Origin of the sequence: Streptomyces sp. NPDC017448 (genome assembly GCF_044330565.1) — a bacterium.
Lineage (GTDB): Bacteria > Actinomycetota > Actinomycetes > Streptomycetales > Streptomycetaceae > Streptomyces.
Window position 1 is genome coordinate 633,999 of the sequence record NZ_JBIRLM010000001.1, and the last position, 22,239, is coordinate 656,237.

The following is a 22,239-nucleotide window of genomic DNA, read 5'->3' on the forward strand; positions in this document are numbered from 1 at the left end:
CCTCGTGTTGGTGTCGGCATCGGTGGACCGGAGGAGGCCCGGCGGCGCGGGCGAGCCCGGACCGGCGGAGGCCCTGCGGAGCCACGACCGGACCGGGCGTACCGGGCAGGCACGCCCGCGCGGTCCGCTCGGGTACGCCCGCCCGGTCCGCTCGGGCGCGGCCGGGATCGCTCAGGCTCGGAACGCTGTCTGCCGGGCCCGCCGGCTCTGCTCCGTCATCATCCGCTTCAGGCGGGGACCGACCGGCTTCTCGACCCAACGGTGCATCAGGTGGGCGAGGAGCAGGATCAAGACCACCGTCGCGATCAGCGTCAGCTGCGGCGGTATGTGCAGGCCCCGGTTCAGGACCCGGATCACGAACCAGCCCAGGTGCTCGTGGAGCAGGTAGAAAGGGTAGGTCAACGCCCCCGCGAACGTCAGCCACCGCCGGCCGGCCCAGCGCAGCCACCCCAGCGCCACGGCGGCCACCGCGAGGAAGGAGAGGGTCACGATCAGCTGGATCACATAGGGGGAGCGGTCGAACGCGCCCTCCGCGCCCGGATGCCACAGGGCCATGACGGAGTACCGCTGCCCCAGCAGCCAGCTGACCAGCACGATCCCCCAGAGCAGCAGGTCGCTCCCGTGCCGGTGGATCAGGTAGAGCGCGAGGCCGGCGATGAAGTACGGCGCGTGGTCCCGCATCACCAGGGCGTCGGTCAGCGGATGGTCGGCGATCCGGGCGAAGGCGCCCGCCAGCGTCCAGCCGCAGCAGAAGACGACGACCCGGCGGTAGGTGACCCCGCGCCAGACGACGAACACGGCGAACAGCACGTAGAAGCGCAGCTCCACCCAGAGCGTCCAGCACACCCCGAGGACCCGGTCCACGCCCAACGGCTGCTGGAGCATCGTCAGGTTGACCAGGAATGCGTCGGGGCGCAGCGGCTCCACGACCACCGGCAGCAGGACGGCCGCCGCGGTGACGACGACGATCGCCGCCCAGTACGCCGGATAGAGGCGGGCGACGCGGGAGCGGAAGAAGTCGCCGACCGAACGGCCCCAGCTGCTCATGCAGATGACGAACCCGCTGATGATGAAGAAGAGCTGCACCCCCAGGCTGCCGTACGTGGCGAACGACGACAGCGTCGGGAACAGGTGCGCCGGCGACTGCCCCCAGGACTCGGCGACCGGGCCTTCCTTGCCCGCGTAGTGGTAGAGGCAGACCATCAGCGCGGCCAGGATGCGCAGCCCGTCCAGGGCCGCCAGCCGGCTCCGCTCCTTCGGCGGCGGGGCCGCCCGCACCGGCTCGGCGGGCCGGCCCTCCTGGGCCGGGAGTGTCGCCGTACCCGCCCGCTCGCCCGTCATGCCCGCTCCTCCGGTCGTCTCCCGGCCCGTCCCGCCGGTCGTTCCCGGGACCGTTCCCCCGCTCATCTCCCCGCCCTCTCAGCCGCGCGTGCCGCGGACACGGGGGAGCCGCTGTTCCGCGCCCCGCTTCCAGGCGGCGGCCTGCCGGGCGATCCTGCGGACCGTCGCGTTGCGCGGGATGAAGTCGAACTGCGCCGGAAGGGCCCCCGGCAGCGCGAGCGCGGTGAGACGGCGGCGGCGGAAGTACGGGGACGACGCCGAGGCCGGATGCGCGGCGAGGTACTCCTCGGCGGCGGGCCGCAGCCGCGGGTAGATCTGCGGCTGCATGGCGAATCCGACCGCCGTGACCAGGCCCGACAACTCCGCGCGCACCCGGTCCTCGTCCGGCAGCCGCCACGAGGTGACCGCCTCCCGGTCCTCCAGGGCGGGCAGCAGGGCGTCGACGATCGTGACCGGGACGCGGTTGCTGTTCTGGTACGGGGTCAGCGCGGCGAGCAGTTCCCTCGTGCCGACCCGTGCGACGGGAATCCCGTAGAACGTCGCGGCGGTCAGCAGCGCGGTGGAGAACGCGCCCACGACGAGCGCCGGACGCGTCCGCTCGTACACCACCTCGGCGATCACCGGGGAGTCCAGCACGGTGAGGCCGGCGCCGAGCCGCGCGGCCTCCTCCTCCAGCGCGCGCGACCAGCTCACCGGGGCGGCGGGGTGCGGCTTGAAGACCACCTGCGTGTGGCCGAGCGCGACCGTGCCGCGCAGCATCCGCAGGTGCAGTTCCTGCTCCTCGTCGGCGGTCAGGACGTCGATGGCGGAGAGGTACTGCCCGAGGAGCAGGGCCGGCGCGTCCGCGGGGGCGGCGTACTCCTCGGCGGACGCCGCGAGTTCGCCCAGGACCTTGAGGAACTCGGCGGTCGGCACGACCTCCGGCTCGACGTCGAACTCGGTCATCAGCAGCGGCCGCAGCCCCGGCACCAGGTCCAGGTGGAGCAGGCGCTGCACGCGGGTGCCGATCAGCGGATCGATCTTGCTGCGGGTGGGCCCGTAGCTCATCAGCCCGTCCGCGTAGAGGTGGATCGGGCTCTCGCCGAAGACCTTGGCCACGGCGCTGGACGGATTGGCCTGGATGGACTCGCAGGCGATCTCCACCGGTCCGTCGCCCAGTCCCCACGCCAGCCGCAGGTACCGCTCCCAGAGCAGGGCGTCCTGCTCGCGGGGGAACCAGCCGGCCGGGTGGAACGGCCTGATGAACGCGTTCCACGAGTGGACCTCGTCGAACTCCGTCCGCAGTGATCCGAATCCGGCCATCCGGTCGAGCGGGGTGCCCACCTCGGGGGCGGGGGAGGTGTCACTGACGATCAGCAGCCGGCGGTGCTCGGCGCGCGGGCCGAACTGGCCGGCCCGGATCGCCGCGGTCACCGTCGCCGCGGCGTACTGGGAGGCCGCGAAGAAGAGCTGGGTGGAACGGATGGCAGACATCAGGCGCGGGCTCCGGAGGCGGCGGCAGGTGTGACGGCGGGGGCGGGCTCTGTGCCGGGACGGCGGCGCACCCGGCGGAGCAGGGCGGCGCGCCGGTCGCCCAGGGAGCGGAGGGTCTCGTCGAGCAGCTCGGCGGGGAGCCTGCGCAGGGCGGTGGCGCTCATGGTGCGCAGCGTCCGCGCCACGGCCGGTTCGAACCGCTCGATGGAACCGAGGTGGTGGGCCATGACCGCGCAGTACGTCCGCACGGCCTTCGGCAGCAGGATGTCCGCGTCACGATCCTGCGACGTCTCCGCGATGACCTGGTCGAACGCCCGGATGAAATCGAGCTGTCGGACATCGCCGATCTGGGTGAGCGAGGAAGCGACCCCGCGCCGGTAGAAGAGGCCGAGCAGCCCGACCGCGGCGAAGCTCTCCGCCTCCCGGTGCAGCCGCCATATCCACGGCCGGTCCTCGGCGGTGCGCAGGCCGTCGGTGAAGTGCAGCAGCCCCCGGTCGAGGAGGCGGCGGTGGTAGATGCCGGCCCACGCGTACGGATAGTCCACCGACGTGGTGCGGTCGACGGGGAGGATCACCGAGCGCGGGCTGAGCACCACGTTCCGCAGCCCGTGCGGCACCCGGTGCACCGTCCGCGTACGGCCGGTGGCCTGGACGTGGTCCGTGCGGACGAAGTCGCACTCCAGCCGCTCGGCCGCGGCGACCAGGTCCGCGAAGTAGCCGGGGGCCAGCCAGTCGTCGCCGTCCAGGAAGGTCAGATATTCCCCGCCCGCCGCGTCCAGGCCGGTGTTCCTGGCCGTGGCCAGACCGCCGTTGCGCTCATGGACGATCACCCTTGCGCCGGGAATGTCCTTCCCGGCGCGCTGGAGGATCTCGGCCGTCCCGTCGGTCGACCGGTCGTCGACGAGGAGGAACTCGAAATCGTCGCGGGCGTTGGCACGCAGGCTTCTGAGGGTGTCGGGCGCATATGTCTGCACGTTGTAGAACGGCACGATGACGGAGAGCTTAACCACCCGCATCACGCTAGTCGGAAGCCCGCCACATTCCTTGTCCCGAGAAAGTACTGCGCGTGAACGATGAATGTCCGAACGGTGAAGTGGATCGAATGCGACGGTAGTTGACCCGTCCGGCCTGCCGATTCCCCAAGCGTCGGCCGCCTGTTAACCGTTTGTTGCTGTCGTGTTGGGCCGCTCATCGAAATGCCTTCCTAATTTCTGGGGTGTGCCCCCACGTACCAGCCCTCAGGCCGATCAGGCCGAAATCCCCGCCGCGCCCCGACCGGTGCTGCGGGTCGCCGTCCTCGCCGATTCCGACACCCGGTGGAAATGGGGCGCGCTCACCGCGCGCCGCCTGACCGCCGAGTCCGGTGGGCGGGGCGCGCGACCCGTCGAGGTCAGCGGGCTGCTGCTGCGCGGCCGGGCCACACCGACGCCCCGCCAGCTCGCGGAGGTCGGAGAGGTCGGGATCGACGCCGGCCGGGTCCGCGAGGTCACCGCCGTCGAGTTCCTGCACACCGTGCGAGCCGAGGCGTACGACGTCGTCGTCCTCGCCCTCGTCGGCGGCGGCGTCCAGGCCGTGCTGCACGGCCTGGCCGCCCTGGACCTCCCGCGCCGGCCCGTCGTCGTCACCGGGTACGTCGGCGTCGTCTACGAGAAGCTGGCCGACGGGCTGCTGCTGCGCCACGGCGCGGACGTCGTCCTCGCCAACTCGGCGCACGACGCGGAGCGCTTCCGCGCGGTCTACGAGGGGGTGGGCGCCGACGCCTCGGCGGTCACCGAGGCGGCGCTGCCCTTCCTCGGCGGAACCCCGTACCGCCCCGAAGAGGGCCGCGACACCGTGGTGTTCGCCGCCCAGCCCTCCGTACCGGCCACCCGCGCCGACCGTACGTACCTGCTGCGCCGGCTCGTCGAGCACGCCCGGCTGCACCCGCGCCGCGAGGTGCTGCTGAAGCTGCGCTCCAAGCCCGGCGAGCACACCACGCACATCGAGGAGCTGCCCTACCAGAAGCTCGCGCAGCGGCTGCCCGGCGGGCTGCCGCCCAACTTCCGCCTGGTGTACGGGCACATGGGCGAGGTCCTGGACCGCACCGACCTCCTGGTCACGGTCTCCTCGACCGCCGCCCTGGAGTCGCTGCACCGCCGCATCCCCACCGCGATCCTCACCGACCTCGGCGTCCGCGAGCCGCTCGGCAACCACCACTTCGTCGGCTCCGGCCTCCTCACCTCCTGGGACCGGCTCGACGGCGGGACGCGGCCCCGGCCGGACCCGGAGTGGGTGGCACGGCAGGGCGTCGCCGCCGACGGCTCGTACGGCACCGCCTACGACACCGCCCGCGCCAAGGTCTCCGCCCTCCTCGACGGCGGCGAACTCCCGCCGCTCACCCCCTACTACACGCCCGCCACCGCCCCCGGCTACCTCCCCGGCATCCTGCGCCGCCACCACCTGGCCCCCGACGGCACGCCCCTCCCCGGCGCCGCCGCACCGCAGGAGCCGGGCCGGGTCCGGGGCGCGGTCCGCGAGACCGTCCGCAACGCGGCCCGCGGCGCCTACCGGCAGGGCGTCCAGCGCGTCGCCCCGGTGATCCGCCGGATGGGGGAGCTGTGACCACCACGTCAGCCACCGCCACCACCCCAGGAGCAGCGATGCAGCCGCCCCCGACCCCGACCGTCGTCGCCGTGATCCCCGCCCGCGGCGGATCCAAGGGCGTCCCCGCCAAGAACCTCGCCGAGGTCGGCGGCATCCCCCTGGTCGCCCGCGCCGTCCGCGCCGCGCTCGCCGCCCCCGAGGTCACCGACGTCGTCGTCACCACCGACGACGGGGCCATCGCCGAGGCCGCCCGCACCGCCGCCGCCGACCTCCGGGCCGCCCACCGGCTGCACTGCGTCGAGCGCCCCGCCGCCATCGCGGGCGACACCGCCACCAGCGAAGCGGCCGTCCTCCACGCCCTGGACGTCTACGAGGCCGAACGCGCCAGGACCGTCGACGTGGTCCTCCTCGTCCAGTGCACCAGCCCCTTCGTCTCCCGCGAGGACATCGACGGCGTGGCCCGGGCGGTCGCCCACGAGGGCGCGGACACGGCCGTCACGGTCGCCCCGTTCCACGGTTTCGTCTGGCGCGACGGGCACGCGGTCGAGGAGGGCACGTACGGCGTCAACCACGACAAGTCCGTACGCCCCCGCCGCCAGGACCGCCCCCAGGACCTCCTGGAGACCGGCGCCGCCTACGCGATGGACGCGGCGGGCTTCCGTACCCACCGCCACCGCTTCTTCGGCCACACCGCCCTCGTCCGCACCGACCCGGCGCGGGTGCTGGAGATCGACGACCCGCACGACCTGGCCCGTGCCCGCGCGCTCGCCCCGCTCCTGGACCCCTCCCCGCTGCCCTCCCTCGCGGACGTGGACGCGGTCGTCCTGGACTTCGACGGCACCCAGACCGACGACCGGGTCATGGTCGACTCGGACGGCCGCGAGACCGTCGCCGTGCACCGGGGCGACGGGCTGGGCATCGCCGCGCTGCGCAGGGCCGGCGTGCCGCTCCTGATCCTCTCCACCGAGCAGAACCCGGTGGTCGCCGCCCGCGCCCGCAAGCTCCAGGTCCCCGTCCTGCACGGCATCGACCGCAAGGACGAGGCCCTGAAGCGGTGGTGCGACGAGCACGCCATCGCCCCCGAGCGGGTCCTCTACGTCGGCAACGACGTCAACGACCTGCCCTGCTTCTCCCTCGCCGGCTGGCCCGTCGCCGTCGCGAGCGCCCACGACTCGGTCCGCGCGGCAGCGCGCGCCGTCACGACCACCCCCGGCGGCTACGGCGCCATCCGCGAGATCGCGGCCTGGCTGCTGGGCCCCACGCTGACCACCACTCCCACCCCCACCGTTCCCACCACGTAAGGAAGCACCACCATGACCAGCACCTCCCGCCTGCGCACCTTCGGCACCCGCACCGCCGGCCCCGGCCACCCCGTCTACATCACGGGTGAGATCGGCATCAACCACAACGGCGACCTCGACAACGCCATCGCGCTGATCGACGCCGCCGCCGAAGCCGGCTGCGACGCCGTCAAGTTCCAGAAGCGCACCCCGGAGATCTGCACCCCGCGCGACCAGTGGGACATCGAGCGCGACACCCCCTGGGGCCGGATGACGTACATCGACTACCGCCACCGCGTCGAGTTCGGCGAGGCCGAGTACACCGCCATCGCCGAGCACTGCGCCGAGCGCGGCATCGACTGGTTCGCCTCCCCGTGGGACACCGAGGCCGTCGCCTTCCTGGAGAAGTTCGACGTCCCCGCCCACAAGGTGGCCTCCGCCTCGCTCACCGACGACGAGCTGCTGCGCGCCCTGCGCGCCACCGGCCGCACGGTCATCCTCTCCACCGGTATGTCCACCCCGAAGCAGATCCGCCACGCGGTCGAGGTCCTCGGCAGCGACAACATCCTGCTCTGCCACGCCACGTCGACGTACCCGGCCAAGGCCGAGGAGCTGAACCTCCGGGTCATCAACACCCTCCAGCAGGAGTACCCGAACGTCCCGATCGGCTACTCCGGCCACGAGACCGGCCTCCAGACCACCCTCGCCGCCGTCGCGCTGGGCGCCACCTTCGTCGAGCGCCACATCACCCTGGACCGCGCCATGTGGGGCTCCGACCAGGCCGCCTCCGTCGAGCCGCAGGGGCTGGCCCGCCTGGTCCGCGACATCCGCACCATCGAGCAGTCGCTCGGCGACGGCGTCAAGAAGGTGTACGAGTCCGAGCTCGGCCCGATGAAGAAGCTCCGCCGCGTCGCGGGCGTCGTCGCCGAGACCGAGAACGCGCCGGCCCCCGAGCCGGTCGCGGTCTGAGCGCCGACCGGTGAACCTCGCCTTCGTCGAGAGCCCGGTCCAGCTCCTGAACGTCCTGGAGTGGGTTCACACCCAAGGGGGAGACGATCCGGCCGCCACCACGGTCGTCGTCCTCCCCCCGGTCGACCCGATGTCGCGCGGTCAGCTGCGCCGGATGGCGGAGCTGGCCCGCGACGAGGGCATCACGGTCCGCTGGCAGGAGGCGCGCGGCGATTCCGGCGCGCCCCTGAAGGCCCTGCGCGCCCTGGCGGGCCTGGTCCGGCGCGCGGACCACATCGTGATCGGCGACCCGTTCTCCCGGTACGTCCAGCTCCTGCTGACCCTGGTCCGCGCCGACCGCCTCACGGTGGTCGACGACGGCACGGCCACCATGGAGTTCGTCGCCCAGCTGGCCCGGGGCGAGCGGCTGACGCGCTGGCACCGCCGGGGCCGCACCGGACCGCGCGAACTGGTCCTGGCCCCGGTCACCGCCACCGCCCGCCGCCGCTTCACCCCGACGGAACACCACACGGTCGAGGTGTTCACCGCGATGCCGGTCGAGGCTCCGCCCGGCATCGCGGTCACCCCGAACACCTTCGCCTGGACCCGGGCCCGCTTCGGTCCGCCGAGCGTGGGTAGGGGGGCGGACCTGGTCGGCACCTCCCTGGTCGAGACGGGCGTCGTCGACCCCGTCCCGTACCAGGAGGCGGTCGCCTCCCTGGCCCGCGCCCACGGGGCCACCCGCTACTTCGCCCACCGCCGCGAGTCCGCCGAGAAGCTCCACGCCCTGGAAGCCGCCACCGGCCTGGAGATCGTCCGCCCCGACCTCCCCCTGGAACTGATCGCCCGCCGCGGCCCCATCGGCCGCACGATCGTCAGCTTCCCCTCCACGGTCGTCCACACCCTCCCGCTCGCCCTGGCCGGCACGGGCGTGAACGTCGCGGTCTGCGACATCGCCCCGGAATGGCTCCGCACCACGGCCTCCCCGCGCGCCCAGGGCTTCCTGAGCGGCGTCACGGAGACGGCGCGGGGGGTGCAGCGGCTGTCGTCGGTGGCCCGCGCGTAGGGCGTCCGCCCGGGGTCAGGGCCGGTCCGTGCGGGAGAGGACTCCGACGACGGTGTCCGAGAAGGGCTCCCGCTCGGTCCGGGGGATCGGCACCTCCACCAGCCGGCCGTCGTGGAGCATCCACATCCCGAAGCAGTCGTCGTCCTCGTCGCGTATCAGGACCTGTACGGACCACGGGTCGGGCCAGGGCAGCGATTCCAGATGGGCCATGAGCCCCGTCCAATTGCGGCGGATGAACTGGACGATCCAGACGTAGCACTCCTCGGAGGAGGACCCGGAACCGTGGAACATGCCGTCGTCCACCCGGTTGAAGCACTGGTGCCACTCTCGGTTCCCGTCCGGCCGGGTGAGGGGTTCCATGACCTCTTCGGCGCCCCGCGCCACCACGATGACCTCGGTGAATCTGCTCATGGCGGTCAGTGTCGCAGCCGTCGTCGGACCCCCCTGCGCAAGAGGAAGCGGTATACCCGCAACCCCCCTCAGCCACACGTCCCCGCGCGGACTTTGTTCCCCTGCACGGCTGAAATTTCGCTGATCCCTGGCCAGTTGGGGGGCCGAGGGGCCTACGCTTGATCAGGTGAACCACGTGAAGTCCCGCGCCCCCCGCCCCCACGACCTGCCCGACGCCGAGCAGCCGGGGGGAGGCGGTCTGCCGGGGCGGCTCCCGGACGAGCTCCGTGCCGAGCTGATCGCCTTCCGCCGGGACCTGCACATGCACCCCGAGCTGGGCAACCAGGAGTTCCGTACCACCGCCGCCGTCAAGGACCGGCTGGAGAAGGCCGGGCTCAAGCCGCAGGTCCTCCGGGTCGGGACCGGGCTCATGTGCGACGTGGGGGAGTGGGACGGGGCGACGCCGATGCTGGCGTTGCGGGCGGACATCGACGCGCTGCCGATCCCGGACACCAAGGCCGGCGTGCCCTACCGGTCCACCGTGCCCGACCGGGCGCACGCCTGCGGCCACGACGTGCACACCACCACCGTCCTCGGCGCGGGCCTGGTGCTCGCCGAACTCGACCGGCAGGGGCTGCTGCCCAACGCCGTGCGGCTGATCTTCCAGCCCGCCGAGGAGGTCCTGCCCGGCGGCGCGGTCGACGCGATCGAGTCCGGGGTGCTGGAGGGCGTCGGCCGGATCATCGGCGTGCACTGCGACCCGAAGGTGGACGTCGGGCGGATCGGGCTGCGGATCGGGGCCATCACCTCGGCCTGCGACCGGCTGGAGGTCTCCCTCGACGGCCCCGGCGGCCACACCGCCCGCCCGCACCTGACCACCGACCTGGTCACCGCCGCCGCCCGGATCGCCGTGGACGTGCCCGCGCTGCTCGCCCGCCGGGTCGACGCCCGCTCCGGGCTCGCGCTGACCTGGGGCCGGCTGGAGGCCGGGCACGCCCCCAACGTCATCCCGCAGCACGCCGAGCTGTCCGGCACCGTCCGCTGCCTGAACCTGGACGCCTGGCGCGAGGCCCCCGACCTGGTGCACGCCGCCGTGGACGAGGTGGCCGGAATGCACCGGGCCAAGACCGTGATCAATTACGTACGGGGCGTGCCGCCCGTGGTGAACGACGCCGAGTCCATCGGGCTGCTGGACGCCGCGATGACCGAGCGCCGCGGTTCGTACGCGATCGAGGACACCGAGCAGAGCCTGGGCGGGGAGGACTTCTCCTGGTACCTGGAGCAGGTCCCCGGCGCGATGGCCCGCCTCGGCGTCCGGACGCCGGGTGACACGCGCGGGCTCGATCTGCACCGCGGCAACTTCGACGTGGACGAAGAGGCCATCACCGTGGGCGTCGAGCTGTTCACCGCCGCGGCGCTGCTCGACGGGAAGCGTTAGCGGAGCGTTGACGCGGTCTTCGCGGGCCGTTCGTGGACCCGCGGGGCCGCTTCTGTTCACGACGATCCGATAACGGCTTCCGTACGTGCTCTTATCTGACATCTACGCGCGTTACGATCGCCGCGAAACCAGCGCCGGAAGAGGCGCTTCGGTCAGGTTTGAAGGAGCCTCCCTTGCGCCGGATCACCAGGATCACCACCGTGGGCATTGCGTCCGCGGCGCTTGCACTCAGCGTCACCGCCTGTGGCGGGAAATCGTCGTCGGACGCGGGTTCCGGCAAGGACGGCGACAAGGCCGCCATCGCGTACGACATCGGCGGTCGCGGCGACCAGTCGTTCAACGACGCCGCCTACGCCGGCCTCGCCAAGGCGGAGAAGGACCTCGGCATCAAGGGCAGCGAGGCCGAGCCCTCCGACGGGGAGGGCGACGCCGACAAGGTCCAGCGCCTCACCGAGCTGGCCCGCTCCGGCAACAACCCGGTGATCGGCGTCGGCTTCGCCTACGCCCCCGCCATCAAGAAGGTCGCGCCGAAGTTCCCGAAGACCACCTTCGGCATCATCGACGACGCCTCGGTGACCGGCGACAACATCGCCAACATCGTCTTCAACGAGGAGCAGGGCTCCTACCTCGCCGGCGTCGCCGCCGCCAAGGTCACCAAGACGAAGACGATCGGCTTCATCGGCGGTGTCGAGACCCCGCTGATCAAGAAGTTCGAGGCCGGGTTCGCCCAGGGCGCCAAGGACACCGACCCCTCGGTCAAGGTCCTCCCGCAGTACCTGACGCAGCCGCCGAACTTCGACGGCTTCTCCAAGCCCGACCTCGGCAAGGCCGCCGCCCAGGGCCAGCTCGACAAGAAGGCCGACGTGATCTACTCGGCCGCCGGTCTGGCCGGCTCCGGCGCCATCGAGGCCGCCTCCAAGGCGGGCAAGTGGAACATCGGCGTCGACTCCGACCAGTACCAGCAGAAGGGCCTCGCGGCCTACAAGGAGTCCATCCTCACCTCCGTCACCAAGGACGTCGAGGACTCCGTGTTCAACCTGATCAAGTCGGTCAAGGACGGCAAGCCGACCACCGGTGAGATCCGCTACGGCCTGGACAAGGACGGCGTCGGCCTGTCGATGTCCAACCCGGCGTTCGCCAAGATGACCGACGTCATCGCGGCCGTCGACAAGGCCAAGCAGGAGATCATCGACGGCAAGATCACCGTCAAGACCGCTCCGTAAGCGGTTCGGCGCCTTCCGCCGCACGGCTGGTTTCCCCGGGCCCTGTCCGTCCCCGCCCCGCTCCGCGGGCCGGTGGACGGACAGGGCCCCGGGCCCGCCCCGCCCGGCGCACCGGCTCCCGCACCACCGTCCCGCGCGACCGGACCGCGAAGGTCCCGCGCGACCCCACGAAGAAGTTCCGCCTCTCGCCGTGCTCTCCCACCCCGGCCCGGGCCCCGCGTCCGGACCGTGACGTGCACCCCGTGTTTCACGATTCGGCAGCGCTACGCGTGTAGACAGCCCTCCGGCGCGATAACTTCACCCCGCCCCTCGGGGGGTGCCCGACACCCCCAGCCCCTCCGCCCCCGCTCCTGTCCGGCCAAGGAGAGTGCGTCATCAACGCGTCCAGCAGCCCCCCTGCCGTAGAACTGCACGGCATCACCAAGCGCTTCCCCGGCGTCGTCGCCAACCACGACATCGACATCACGATCGGCAAGGGCACGGTCCACGCCCTCGTCGGCGAGAACGGCGCCGGCAAGTCCACCCTGATGAAGATCCTCTACGGCATGCAGAAGCCGGACGAGGGCACCATCGCGATCGACGGAGAGCAGGTCTCGTTCTCCAACCCGGGCGACGCCATCGGGCGGGGCATCGGCATGGTGCACCAGCACTTCATGCTCGCCGACAACTTCACCGTCCTGGAGAACGTCGTCCTCGGCGGCGAGAAGCTGTACGGCATCGGCTCCGGCGCCCGGAAGAAGATCAAGGAGATCTCCGACGCGTACGGCCTGGGCATCCGGCCCGACGCGCTCGTGGAGGACCTCGGGGTCGCCGACCGGCAGCGCGTGGAGATCCTCAAGGTGCTCTACCGGGGCGCCCGCATCCTCATCCTCGACGAGCCGACCGCGGTCCTCGTGCCGCAGGAGGTCGACGCCCTCTTCGCCAACCTGCGCGAGCTCAAGGCCGAGGGCCTCACCGTCATCTTCATCTCGCACAAGCTGGGCGAGGTGCTCTCCGTCGCCGACGACATCACGGTGATCCGCCGCGGTACGACCGTGGGCACCGCCGACCCGGCCACCACCACGACCAAGCAGCTCGCCGAGCTGATGGTCGGCAGCGAGCTGCCCTCGCCGGAGACCCGCGAGTCCACCGTCACCGACGTGCCCATGCTGCGCGTGCGGGACCTGGCGCTCACCGTCACCGACCCCGACGGCACCGTCCGCGACGTGCTCGCCGGGATCGACTTCACCATCCACCAGGGCGAGGTCCTCGGCATCGCCGGCGTCGAGGGCAACGGGCAGACCGAGCTGATCGAGGCCCTGATGGGCATGCGCGACCCGGACGGCGGGACCATCACCCTCGACCAGGACGACATCTCGCACGCCCCCACCCGCAGGCGCCGCGAGTCCGGCATCGGGTACATCCCCGAGGACCGCCACCGCCACGGCGTCCTGCTGGACGCCCCGCTGTGGGAGAACCGCATCCTCGGCCACGTCACCGAGAAGCCCAACAGCCGCGGCTGGCTGCTGGACAACAAGGCGGCCCGCACCGACACCGAGCGCATCGTGCGCGAGTACGACGTGCGCACCCCCGGCATCGAGGTCACCGCGGCCTCCCTCTCCGGCGGCAACCAGCAGAAGCTGATCGTCGGCCGCGAGATGAGCCACGCCCCCAAGCTGCTGATCGCCGCCCACCCCACCCGCGGGGTGGACGTCGGCGCGCAGGCCCAGATCTGGGACCAGATCCGCGAGGCCCGCCGCGAAGGGCTGGCCGTGCTCCTGATCTCGGCCGACCTGGACGAGCTGATCGGGCTCTCCGACACCCTGCGCGTCATGTACCGCGGCCGACTGGTCGCCGACGCCGACCCGGCCACCATCACCCCGGAGGAACTGGGCTCGGCCATGACCGGCGCCGCCACCGGTCACCTCGAAAGCCCGGAGGACGAGGCCCGATGAAGAAAATCGACAAGGACCGGCTGATCCTGGGCTTCGCCGGCCCGGTGCTCGCCCTGGTCGTCGCCCTCCTGCTGACGACCGTGGTGCTGCTCGCCTCCGGCCGCAACCCCTTCGAGCCGTACCGGATCATGTTCGAGTCGGCGAGCTACGTCGACGTACAGGTCCTGATCGTCAACCAGGCCGGTACGTACTACCTGGCCGCCCTCGCGGTCGCGGTCGGCTTCCGGATGAACCTCTTCAACATCGGCGTCGACGGGCAGTACCGCCTCGCCGCCATGCTGGCCGCGCTGGTCGGCGCCAGCGTGGACCTGCCCGGCCCGCTGCACATCGCGTTGATCGTGATCGTCGCCATGCTGGTCGGCGCGTTCTGGGCGGGCATCGCGGGCTTCCTCAGGACCACCCGCGGGGTGAGCGAGGTCGTTTCGACGATCATGCTCAACTCGATCGCCACCGCGCTGGTCGCCTGGCTGATCCTGCCGAAGAACTTCGGCGAGCAGCCCGCCGGCTCCAACAACCTCACCACCGGTGAGATCCCGGAGTCCGGCTGGTTCCCCGGGCTGCCGATGGGCGACCAGGCCGGCGAGATCTACGGCTTCACCTTCGTCGCCGCCGGCTGCGGCCTCCTGTACTGGTTCGTGCTCAACCGCACCCGGTTCGGCTTCGACCTGCGGGCCACCGGCGCCAGCGAGAGCGCCGCCCAGGCGTCCGGCGTGGACGCCAAGAAGATGATCCTCACCTCGATGCTGATCTCCGGCGCCGTCGCGGGCCTGGCGGGCATGCCGACCCTGCTCGGCGACACCCACACCTACAGCCTCGACTTCCCCACCGGCGTCGGCTTCACCGGCATCACCATCGCGCTGCTGGGCCGCAACAACCCGCTCGGCATCGCCTTCAGCGCCCTGCTGATCGCCTTCCTGGACAAGTCGTCCGCCTCGCTCGACCAGTACGGGTACGAGAAGGAGATCGCCACGATCATGCAGGGCCTGATCGTGATCTCGGTCGTCGTCTCCTACGAGCTGGTACGCCGCTACGGCGTCCGCCGCCAGCAGCAGAAGGTCGGCGAAGAGCTCGCCGCCGGCCATGCCCTCACGACCGAGAAGGAGGCGGCCCTGTGAGCACCAGCAAAGCCACCGCCGCACGGCCCGCCCCCGTCAAGGGCGGACGCAGCAAACTCTCCCTGCCCGTCGTCCTGCTGATCATCGCGGGGGCGCTCGCCCTCGTCTCGCTGGTGCGCCTGATCAGCGGCGCCGACGACATCACCTCGGTCGGCCAGGTCGCCGGCGCCCTGGAACTCGCCGTCCCGATCGGCCTCGCCGGCCTCGGCGGCCTGTGGGCCGAGCGCGCGGGCGTCGTCAACATCGGCCTCGAAGGCATGATGATCCTCGGCACCTGGTTCGGAGCCTGGGCCGGGTTCCAGTGGGGCCCGTGGATGGGCGTCCTCTTCGGCATCCTCGGCGGCTGCATCGGCGGTCTGCTGCACGCGGTCATCACCGTCACCTTCGGCGTGAACCACATCGTCTCCGGCGTGGCGATCAACATCCTCGCCGTGGGCATCACCCGCTACCTCTCCAACTTCGCCTTCGACGGCGTCCAGGGCGGCTCCTCCAAGCAGTCCCCGCGCGTCGAACCGATCGACAAGATCACCGTTCCGGGCCTCTCGGACTGGTTGCAGGACCTGCAGCAACAGCACTGGTTCCTGGTCTCCGACCTGGCGGGCATCATCGGCGGCCTGGTCACCGGCCTCTCCCTGCTCACCGTCGTCGCCCTGCTGCTGATCCCCGCCACCTGGTGGATCCTGTGGCGCACCCCGTTCGGCCTGCGCCTGCGCTCCTGCGGCGAGTCCCCGGTGGCCGCCGAGACCCTCGGCGTCAACGTGTACAAGTACAAGTACATCGCCGTCACCGTCTCCGGCGGCCTGGCGGGCCTCGGCGGCGCGTTCCTCGCGATCGTCGCCACCGGCATCTACCAGGAGGGGCAGACCGGCGGCCGCGGTTACATCGGCCTCGCCGCGATGATCTTCGGCAACTGGATGCCCGGCGGTATGGCGCTGGGCGCCGGCCTCTTCGGCTTCACCGACAGCCTCAAGCTGCGCGGCGGCGCGGAGAACGTCCACGCGATGCTGCTCCTGCTGGCGATCCTGCTGGTCATCGCGGTGTTCTGGCAGCTGTACCGGAAGAAGTACGTCGCCGCGGTGATCTCGGCGGCCGTCTCGGCGCTGCTGTTCACCTGGTACTTCCTGACCGACCAGGTGCCGAGCCAGTTCGTCGACGCCGCCCCGTACGTCACGACGCTGCTGGTCCTCTCGCTCTCCGCCCAACGGTTGCGGATGCCCAAGGCGGACGGCGTGCCGTACCGCAAGGGGGAGGGCAAGTGACGCCGCCGCCCGCCGAGGGCGGGGCAGCCGCGGTGGTCTTCGGCGCGTCCGACTGGGAGGCCCTGCGGGAGGCGGCGCGGGACGCCATGTCCCGCGCGTACGTCCCCTACTCGGGCTACCCGGTCGGGGTGGCCGCCCGCGTGGACGACGGCCGCACCATCACCGGCTGCAACGTGGAGAACGCCAGCTACGGCCTCTCGCTCTGCGCCGAGTGCGGTCTGGTCTCCGCGCTCCACGCCTCCGGCGGCGGCCGGCTGACCCACTTCACCTGCGTGGACGGCGCCGGGGCGGTCCTGGTGCCGTGCGGCAGGTGCCGACAGCTGCTGTACGAGTTCGGCGGCCCGGAACTCCTCCTGGAGACGCCCGGCGGGCTGCGCACGCTGGACGAGATGCTGCCGCAGGCGTTCGGCCCGCAGCACCTCGGCTGAGCCCGCGCCTCTCTTTCCCGGCGGTGGCCCTTCCTCCCACGGAAGGGCCACCGCTCTTTCCCCTCTCTATGCGCGTAGAGTCATCGAGGACTCTTGCGTACGCACCCGGCCGGAAGGATTCCCATGGACGCCATCTCCGTCATCCGCACCAAGCGGGACCGAGGCGAGCTGACCCCCGAGCAGATCGACTGGGTCATCGACGCCTACACCCGCGGCGAGGTCGCCGACGAGCAGATGTCCGCCCTCGCCATGGCGATCCTGCTCAACGGCATGAACCGCACCGAGATCGCCCGCTGGACCGCCGCGATGATCGCCTCCGGCGAGCGGATGAACTTCGACGCGCTCTCCCGCCCCACCACCGACAAGCACTCCACCGGCGGCGTCGGCGACAAGATCACCCTGCCGCTCGCCCCGCTGGTCGCCGCCTGCGGCGCGGCCGTGCCGCAGCTCAGCGGCCGGGGCCTCGGCCACACCGGCGGCACCCTGGACAAGCTGGAGTCCATCCCCGGCTGGCGGGCCCACCTGTCCAACGCGGAGATGCTGGACGTCCTCGACACCACCGGCGCGGTCATCTGCGCCGCCGGCGACGGGCTCGCCCCCGCCGACAAGAAGCTGTACGCGCTGCGCGACGTCACCGGCACCGTCGAGGCGATCCCCCTGATCGCCAGCTCCATCATGTCCAAGAAGATCGCCGAGGGCACCGGCGCACTCGTCCTGGACGTCAAGGTCGGCTCCGGCGCCTTCATGAAGACCATCGAGGACGCCCGCGAACTGGCCTCCACCATGGTCGCGCTCGGCACCGACAGCGGTGTGCGCACGGTCGCCCTGCTCACCGACATGTCCACCCCGCTCGGCCTCACCGCGGGCAACGCGCTGGAGGTCCGCGAGTCCGTCGAGGTGCTCGCCGGCGGCGGTCCCCGGGACGTCATCGACCTGACCCTCGCGCTCGCCCGCGAGATGCTGGACGCCGCCGGCCTCAAGGACGCCGACCCGGAGAAGGCGCTCGCCGACGGCTCCGCGATGGACGTCTGGCGCCGGATGATCTCCGCCCAGGGCGGCGACCCGGACGCCGCGCTCCCCACCGCCCGCGAGCAGCACGTGGTGACCGCGCGCTCCTCCGGCGTCCTCACCCGCCTGGACGCGTACGACGTCGGCGTCGCCGCCTGGCGCCTCGGCGCGGGCCGCGCCCGCAAGGAGGACCCGGTGCAGGCGGGCGCGGGCGTCGAACTGCATGCCAAGCCCGGCGACACGGTCACCGAGGGCCAGCCGCTGATGACGCTGCACACGGACACCCCGGAGAAGTTCGACTACGCCCTGAAGGCCCTGCCCGACGCGTACGACATCGCCCCGGCCGGCACCTCGTTCGCGCCGCTCCCGGTGGTGCGGGAACGTATCGCCTGACCTGCGGTTTCCTCGTACGGGTGAGCGGGACCGGTGGACTGCCGCCGGTCCCGTTCGGCATGCTGGACTCGGTGACGTACCGATAGAGGAGACCGCCATGAGCGCACTCACCGTCGAACCTGTTCCGGGCCCCGGCACGGACTGGGACGACCTGGTCCGGATCTGGGAGGAGACGGACGCACCCGAGGGCTGCAAGGTGGAGATCATCGAGGAGATCGTCACCGTGTCGCCGCCCCCGTCCAAGGACCACAACACCACCGCGGAGCTGCTCCAGCGCAGGCTCTACACCGTCATTCCGGACGGCTGGGGGGTCTACCAGACCCTCGGCCTCTCGCTGCCCGGTCGGGGTGGGATCTACATCCCCGACCTCGTGGTCATGGAGCGGGCGCTGCTCGTCGGCCCCGGCCACACCGTCCCCGCCGCCGAGGCCCGCCTCGTCGTGGAGATCACCTCCCGCGCCAACGCCAACCACGACCGCGTCAGCAAGGTGAACGGCTACGCCAAGGCCGGGGTCGAACTGTTCCTCCTCCTCGACCCCTGGCACTCCGGCCGCCCGACCGCGACGCTCTACGGCGAGCCGGACGGCGGTACGTACCGGGTGCTGGAAACGGTCGAGTACGGGCGGGAGTTGACGCTTCCCGAGCCGTTCGGGCTGGTGCTCGACACCGGCGTCCTCCCAGCCGGTTAGCCGGGCCGGAAGACGCGAGCGGCCCCCCGCGCGGAAGGATTCCGCGCGGGGGGCCGCCGTCGTGCGAGCGTGGACTACCGGCCCGTCCGGGTCACTTGCCCAGGTACGCGCTGTAGATCGTCACCGACGAGGTGTTGCCCTTCTTGTCGGCGACCTTGGCGGCGAAGGAGATCGCCTTGCCCTTCGCCGGGTTCTTGACGGTGATCTTCCCCTTCTTCACCGCGACCTTCTTCCAGGTCTTGCCGCCGTTGTAACTGACGTACGTCTTCAGCGACTTCAGGTTCTTGCCCGCGGCGGCGCCGTACACCTTCACCGGCACCGAGACGGTCTTGCCCGCCTTGGCCCGGCCGTCGGCGCCCACGGCCGGGGTGAACCGGACGGTGGAGACGGGCAGCATCGTGAACGCGGTCTTCTTCGAGCGGAACGTCCAGGCCGCGTCCACCCGGGTGGAGAGCGGGTTGACCTTCGCGCTGTGCTTGACCGTGGTCGTCAGCTTGTAGTCGGCCGCGCCCGCCGGGACCACGAAGGGCTCGTAGCCGCTCACCGGGTCGCCGTTCTGGGCGAACTTCTTGCCGTTGCGGTACAGGACGGTCTTGGCCGACGTGTACAGCATCCCGCCCGCGTTGCCCTGGCCGTCGGCCAGCAGCGGGAGGGCGCCGGTGATCTCGTTGCCCTCACGGACGACGCCGTGGTCCTGGCCGACCAGCGGACCGAACACCCCGGTGTTCACGGTCCTCGTGTACGTCTTGCCCGCCTTGTACGCCGCCTCGCGGCCGACCTCGTAGGCGGCCTCGTACGTCGGCCAGCCCTCCGCGTCGAGCGGGCCGAGCTGGTCGAATCCGAAGCCCCACTTCACCTTGTCCGCCGTGGAGACGTACAGCGTGCGGGTGCCCGGCAGCTTCTGCTCGACCGACGTGGCCCACCCGCCGCCCTGCGTGGCCAGGAACGGGTAGGCGGTGACCGCGCCCTTCTTCTTCGGCGCGGCCGAGCCCATGCCGACCTTCACCTTGGCGAGCTGCGCCGTGGTGAACTTCCGGTCGTAGCCGGTGGCGAGCTGCTTGACCTTGCCGCCGACCGCGATGTCGTACTCGGTCGAGGCGCCCTTGGTCCAGATGCCCGTCCAGTGCTGGGCGAGCGAGACGCCGGTGACCGGCGGGCCGACGTGCAGGGTGCGGATCCCGGCCGGCGACTCCAACAGCCAGCCGAAGTTGACCGCGTCGTCCGCCGTCTCCACCACGTAGTCCGGGGAGAACAGCTGGGCCTTCGCCTTCGCGTCCGGCAGCGTGACCTTCACCGGCTTCGCCTTGCGGGCGTCGAACGTCAGCGAGACGGCCCCGGTGACCGAGACCTTCGGCTGGGCGATCCAGTCGACGCCCTTGGTGACGTCGTCCGGGTCCTGGTAGACCGTGGAGTTGGCCACGTACGTGCCCTTGGGCACCCGGATCTTCGCCACGCCGTCGACGACCCGCGGGCTCAGGAACGGGTTGCCGGACTGCGCGCCGAAGCGGAAGAGGGTGCTCTCCACGAAGGCGGCCGGGCGGCCGTCGCGCCCGATGTGCTTGATGGTGACGTCGTAGCTCTCCCCCTCGCGCTCGACCGCGGCGGCCGTGCGCACGGTCTGCCCACCGCCGGTCGCCACCACGTACGCCGCGTACGTGCCGTCCACCGTGCCGCCGAGGCGGGTGTCGGCGGTCAGCTCGACCTCCGCCGTTCCGCCGGCCGGGACGGTGACCTTGTCCGCGCCGAGCGTGAAGAAACCGGCCGGAGCGGGCTTGCCCTGCGGTCCGGTACCGGTCGCCTTCAGATCGAGGGTGACGTCACTGGTGCCGAGGTTGCGGTAGGTGACCTTCTCGGTGGCCGGTACGTCGTCGGTGTGCGGCCACTGCTGCACCCCGAAGCTCACCGAGACCGGCTCGGCCACGACGGTCTGGGCGATCGCCCGGTCCACCTGGATACGGCCGGAGCCCTGCTGGAACGGGTTGTACGCACCGGGCTTGGTGGACGCGGTCAGCGCGCCCTTCAGCTCGGTGTACGTCCAGTCGGGGTGCTGCTGCTTGAGCAGCGCCGCCGCGCCCGCCACGTGCGGGGTGGCCATCGACGTACCCGAGATCGTCGCGTAACCGGCGGGCTTCTCGCCCACCTCCCGCGCGATCAGCGAACCGGGCGGGATGGCGGCCGTGGTGTCCACGCCGGGGGCCGTCACGTCGGGCTTGATCGCCCCGTCCCCGATCCGCGGGCCCCGGCTGGAGAACTCCGCCAGCACGTCCTTGTCGTCGACCGCGCCCACGGTCAGCGCGGCGTCGGCGCTGCCGGGCGAACCGACCGTGCCCGCGCCGTCGCCCTCGTTGCCCGCGGCGATGGCGAACAGGACGCCCTTCTCGGCCGACAACTTGTCGACCGCCGCCTCCAGCGGGTCCACCTCCGGGGTGTCCGGCCCGCCGAGGCTCAGGTTGACGATGTCGGCGCCCTGGGCGACCGCCCACTCCATGCCCGCCAGGATGCCCGAGTCCTCGCCGTACCCCTCGTCGTCGAGCACCTTGCCCGCGAGCAGCTTGGCGTCCGGGGCCACGCCCTTGAACTTCCCGCCCGACTTGGCCCCGCTGCCCGCCGCGATCGAGGCGACGTGCGTGCCGTGGCCGACCCGGTCCTTGGTGTCCTTGGAGGTGCTGAAGTTCTTCTCCGCGAGGATCTGGCCCTTGAGGTCGGGGTGGGTGGAGTCCGTCCCGGTGTCCAGCACCGCGATCTTGACCCCCTTCCCGGTGAACCCGGCCTTCCACGCCGCGGGGGCGCCGATCTGCGGGACGCTCTTGTCGAGGCTCGCCTTGCGCACCCCGTCGAGCCAGACCCGGTCGATGCCGGCCGCGGTGGTGACCTGCTCACCGGCCGTGCTCCGGTCGGTGAGGGCCTTCCAGATCGCCGGAGCGTCGGCACGCGGCGTGGTCACCGACTCGGCGTTCAGCGACTTCAGGCTCCGGCCGACCTCGGTGCCGCCCGCGCCGCGGACCTGCGCCTTCGCGGCGGCGGCCTGCTTGCCCCGGTAGCCGACGATCAGTTTGAGACCGTTCTTCTGAGCCCGGAGGTTCTCCGGACGGCTCAGCTCGGTGACGTCGAACAGCCGCCGGTCGAGCTTGCCCGAGACGATCAGCTTGCGGGCGTCGGCCGGTATGACGAAGGTGTGGTCCTTGTCGCCCATCCGCTGGACCGGGATGTGCTCACGGCCCTTCGCCGCCCGGAAGGCGACCGGCTTGCCCCGGCCGTCGACGGTGACCCGGTCGCCGGTGACGAGCGTCAGCTGACGCACGTCCCGGTTCTGGGCCCGGCCGTCGGACGCCTCCCCCACCGGGCCCGGCTGGGCGACGGCGGCCGGAGCCATCCCCGCCGCCAGCGCCACGGCCACGGCCGCGGCGACCGCGGGTATGCACGCGTTTCTCACGTGTCTGCGCAACTCTCCCCCTGGAGAACTCGATGGTTCTTCAACCCGCCGGCCCGCAGGGACGCAGAAAAAGACGGCTGCGGCCGTCGGTTCACCCGACTAGAGGGGGCGAGAGGGGGATTGGTTGACGGAAGAGGGCCAGGAAATTCGGAGTTGACGTAAAAAGGCTCCTCCGCGGCGGGATCACGCGGGGCAGGGAGGGGCGGGGCGCACCGCGCGAGCGGGCGGCGTCGGCGGGG

Annotated in this window: 17 protein-coding genes; 12 read left to right on the plus strand and 5 right to left on the minus strand. The window is 71.8% G+C overall.

The window, feature by feature from the left end; genetic code table 11:
- Window positions 1-171: 171 nt before the first annotated feature.
- The 3 genes from ACH4K1_RS02885 to ACH4K1_RS02895 form a co-directional block, all read right to left on the minus strand.
- Window positions 172-1,341: an acyltransferase family protein gene (locus tag ACH4K1_RS02885; RefSeq protein ID WP_398085859.1), complete on the minus strand. Its 1,170-nt coding sequence runs from the start codon at window positions 1,339-1,341 to the stop codon at window positions 172-174.
- 78 nt (window positions 1,342-1,419) lie between these two features.
- On the minus strand, window positions 1,420-2,814 hold the full coding sequence (locus ACH4K1_RS02890) for a polysialyltransferase family glycosyltransferase (RefSeq protein WP_398085861.1): 1,395 nt from the start codon (window positions 2,812-2,814) through the stop codon (window positions 1,420-1,422).
- A complete protein-coding gene (locus ACH4K1_RS02895; RefSeq protein WP_398085864.1) occupies window positions 2,814-3,824 on the minus strand; it encodes a glycosyltransferase family 2 protein in 1,011 nt (336 codons plus the stop codon). The genes ACH4K1_RS02890 and ACH4K1_RS02895 overlap by 1 nt, the downstream gene beginning before the upstream one ends.
- 208 nt (window positions 3,825-4,032) lie before the next feature.
- Here ACH4K1_RS02895 and ACH4K1_RS02900 point away from each other — a divergent pair, with 208 nt between their 5' ends.
- From ACH4K1_RS02900 to ACH4K1_RS02915, 4 genes are read left to right on the plus strand one after another with little or no spacing between them, the layout of a single operon-like run.
- Entirely contained in the window at window positions 4,033-5,415 is a 1,383-nt protein-coding gene (locus tag ACH4K1_RS02900) for a DUF6716 putative glycosyltransferase (RefSeq protein ID WP_398085867.1), read from the plus strand.
- Window positions 5,416-5,453: 38 nt separating this feature from the next.
- The gene (locus tag ACH4K1_RS02905) at window positions 5,454-6,698 is read left to right on the plus strand and encodes a cytidylyltransferase domain-containing protein (protein ID WP_398086575.1); all 1,245 of its coding nucleotides are present in this window, start codon (window positions 5,454-5,456) and stop codon (window positions 6,696-6,698) included.
- Between the two features lie 12 nt (window positions 6,699-6,710).
- Window positions 6,711-7,646 (plus strand): N-acetylneuraminate synthase family protein, encoded by a 936-nt coding sequence (locus tag ACH4K1_RS02910; protein ID WP_073764641.1) that lies wholly within the window; start codon window positions 6,711-6,713, stop codon window positions 7,644-7,646.
- Between the two features lie 10 nt (window positions 7,647-7,656).
- A complete protein-coding gene (locus tag ACH4K1_RS02915; protein ID WP_398085870.1) occupies window positions 7,657-8,691 on the plus strand; it encodes a hypothetical protein in 1,035 nt (344 codons plus the stop codon).
- Between the two features lie 15 nt (window positions 8,692-8,706).
- On the opposite strand, the gene ACH4K1_RS02920 is transcribed toward ACH4K1_RS02915, so the two are convergent.
- Window positions 8,707-9,102 carry a hypothetical protein gene (locus tag ACH4K1_RS02920; protein ID WP_398085872.1) on the minus strand — a complete coding sequence of 132 codons (396 nt, stop codon included), beginning with the start codon at window positions 9,100-9,102 and terminating at the stop codon, window positions 8,707-8,709.
- Window positions 9,103-9,277: 175 nt separating this feature from the next.
- On the opposite strand from ACH4K1_RS02920, the gene ACH4K1_RS02925 reads away from it, so the two are divergent.
- The 8 genes from ACH4K1_RS02925 to ACH4K1_RS02960 all read left to right on the plus strand — a co-directional run bounded on the left by ACH4K1_RS02925 (window position 9,278) and on the right by ACH4K1_RS02960 (window position 18,567).
- Window positions 9,278-10,519 carry an amidohydrolase gene (locus tag ACH4K1_RS02925; RefSeq protein WP_398086577.1) on the plus strand — a complete coding sequence of 414 codons (1,242 nt, stop codon included), beginning with the start codon at window positions 9,278-9,280 and terminating at the stop codon, window positions 10,517-10,519.
- 173 nt (window positions 10,520-10,692) lie between these two features.
- The gene (locus ACH4K1_RS02930) at window positions 10,693-11,742 is read left to right on the plus strand and encodes a BMP family protein (protein ID WP_398085874.1); all 1,050 of its coding nucleotides are present in this window, start codon (window positions 10,693-10,695) and stop codon (window positions 11,740-11,742) included.
- 350 nt (window positions 11,743-12,092) lie between these two features.
- Complete coding sequence (locus tag ACH4K1_RS02935; RefSeq protein ID WP_398086578.1) at window positions 12,093-13,676, plus strand: ABC transporter ATP-binding protein; 1,584 nt, start codon at window positions 12,093-12,095, stop codon at window positions 13,674-13,676.
- Entirely contained in the window at window positions 13,673-14,791 is a 1,119-nt protein-coding gene (locus ACH4K1_RS02940; RefSeq protein WP_398085876.1) for an ABC transporter permease, read from the plus strand. Before ACH4K1_RS02935 ends, ACH4K1_RS02940 begins: the two co-directional genes overlap by 4 nt.
- Window positions 14,788-16,050, plus strand: a complete 1,263-nt coding sequence (locus ACH4K1_RS02945; RefSeq protein ID WP_398085878.1) for an ABC transporter permease — start codon at window positions 14,788-14,790, stop codon at window positions 16,048-16,050. Before ACH4K1_RS02940 ends, ACH4K1_RS02945 begins: the two co-directional genes overlap by 4 nt.
- Window positions 16,047-16,478 (plus strand): cytidine deaminase, encoded by a 432-nt coding sequence (locus ACH4K1_RS02950; RefSeq protein WP_398085880.1) that lies wholly within the window; start codon window positions 16,047-16,049, stop codon window positions 16,476-16,478. The genes ACH4K1_RS02945 and ACH4K1_RS02950 overlap by 4 nt, the downstream gene beginning before the upstream one ends.
- 123 nt (window positions 16,479-16,601) lie before the next feature.
- Window positions 16,602-17,879, plus strand: a complete 1,278-nt coding sequence (locus ACH4K1_RS02955; RefSeq protein ID WP_398085882.1) for a thymidine phosphorylase — start codon at window positions 16,602-16,604, stop codon at window positions 17,877-17,879.
- A 97-nt stretch (window positions 17,880-17,976) separates the two neighbouring features.
- On the plus strand, window positions 17,977-18,567 hold the full coding sequence (locus ACH4K1_RS02960; RefSeq protein ID WP_398085885.1) for a Uma2 family endonuclease: 591 nt from the start codon (window positions 17,977-17,979) through the stop codon (window positions 18,565-18,567).
- A gap of 91 nt (window positions 18,568-18,658) precedes the next feature.
- Here the strand turns inward: ACH4K1_RS02960 and ACH4K1_RS02965 are convergent, their stop codons facing one another.
- Window positions 18,659-21,940: a S8 family peptidase gene (locus ACH4K1_RS02965; RefSeq protein ID WP_398086579.1), complete on the minus strand. Its 3,282-nt coding sequence runs from the start codon at window positions 21,938-21,940 to the stop codon at window positions 18,659-18,661.
- Window positions 21,941-22,239 lie beyond the last annotated feature (299 nt).

Excerpts from the sequence above, each read along its gene's own strand:
- ACH4K1_RS02890 (WP_398085861.1), bottom strand. The coding sequence starts at position 2,814 with ATGTCTGCCATCCGTTCCACCCAGCTCTTCTTCGCGGCCTCCCAGTAC.
- ACH4K1_RS02965 (WP_398086579.1), bottom strand. The coding sequence starts at position 21,940 with ATGGCTCCGGCCGCCGTCGCCCAGCCGGGCCCGGTGGGGGAGGCGTCC.
- ACH4K1_RS02905 (WP_398086575.1), top strand. The coding sequence starts at position 5,454 with ATGCAGCCGCCCCCGACCCCGACCGTCGTCGCCGTGATCCCCGCCCGC.
- ACH4K1_RS02910 (WP_073764641.1), top strand. The coding sequence starts at position 6,711 with ATGACCAGCACCTCCCGCCTGCGCACCTTCGGCACCCGCACCGCCGGC.
- ACH4K1_RS02940 (WP_398085876.1), top strand. The coding sequence starts at position 13,673 with ATGAAGAAAATCGACAAGGACCGGCTGATCCTGGGCTTCGCCGGCCCG.
- ACH4K1_RS02885 (WP_398085859.1), bottom strand. The coding sequence starts at position 1,341 with ATGACGGGCGAGCGGGCGGGTACGGCGACACTCCCGGCCCAGGAGGGC.
- ACH4K1_RS02920 (WP_398085872.1), bottom strand. The coding sequence starts at position 9,102 with ATGAGCAGATTCACCGAGGTCATCGTGGTGGCGCGGGGCGCCGAAGAG.
- ACH4K1_RS02955 (WP_398085882.1), top strand. The coding sequence starts at position 16,602 with ATGGACGCCATCTCCGTCATCCGCACCAAGCGGGACCGAGGCGAGCTG.
- ACH4K1_RS02960 (WP_398085885.1), top strand. The coding sequence starts at position 17,977 with ATGAGCGCACTCACCGTCGAACCTGTTCCGGGCCCCGGCACGGACTGG.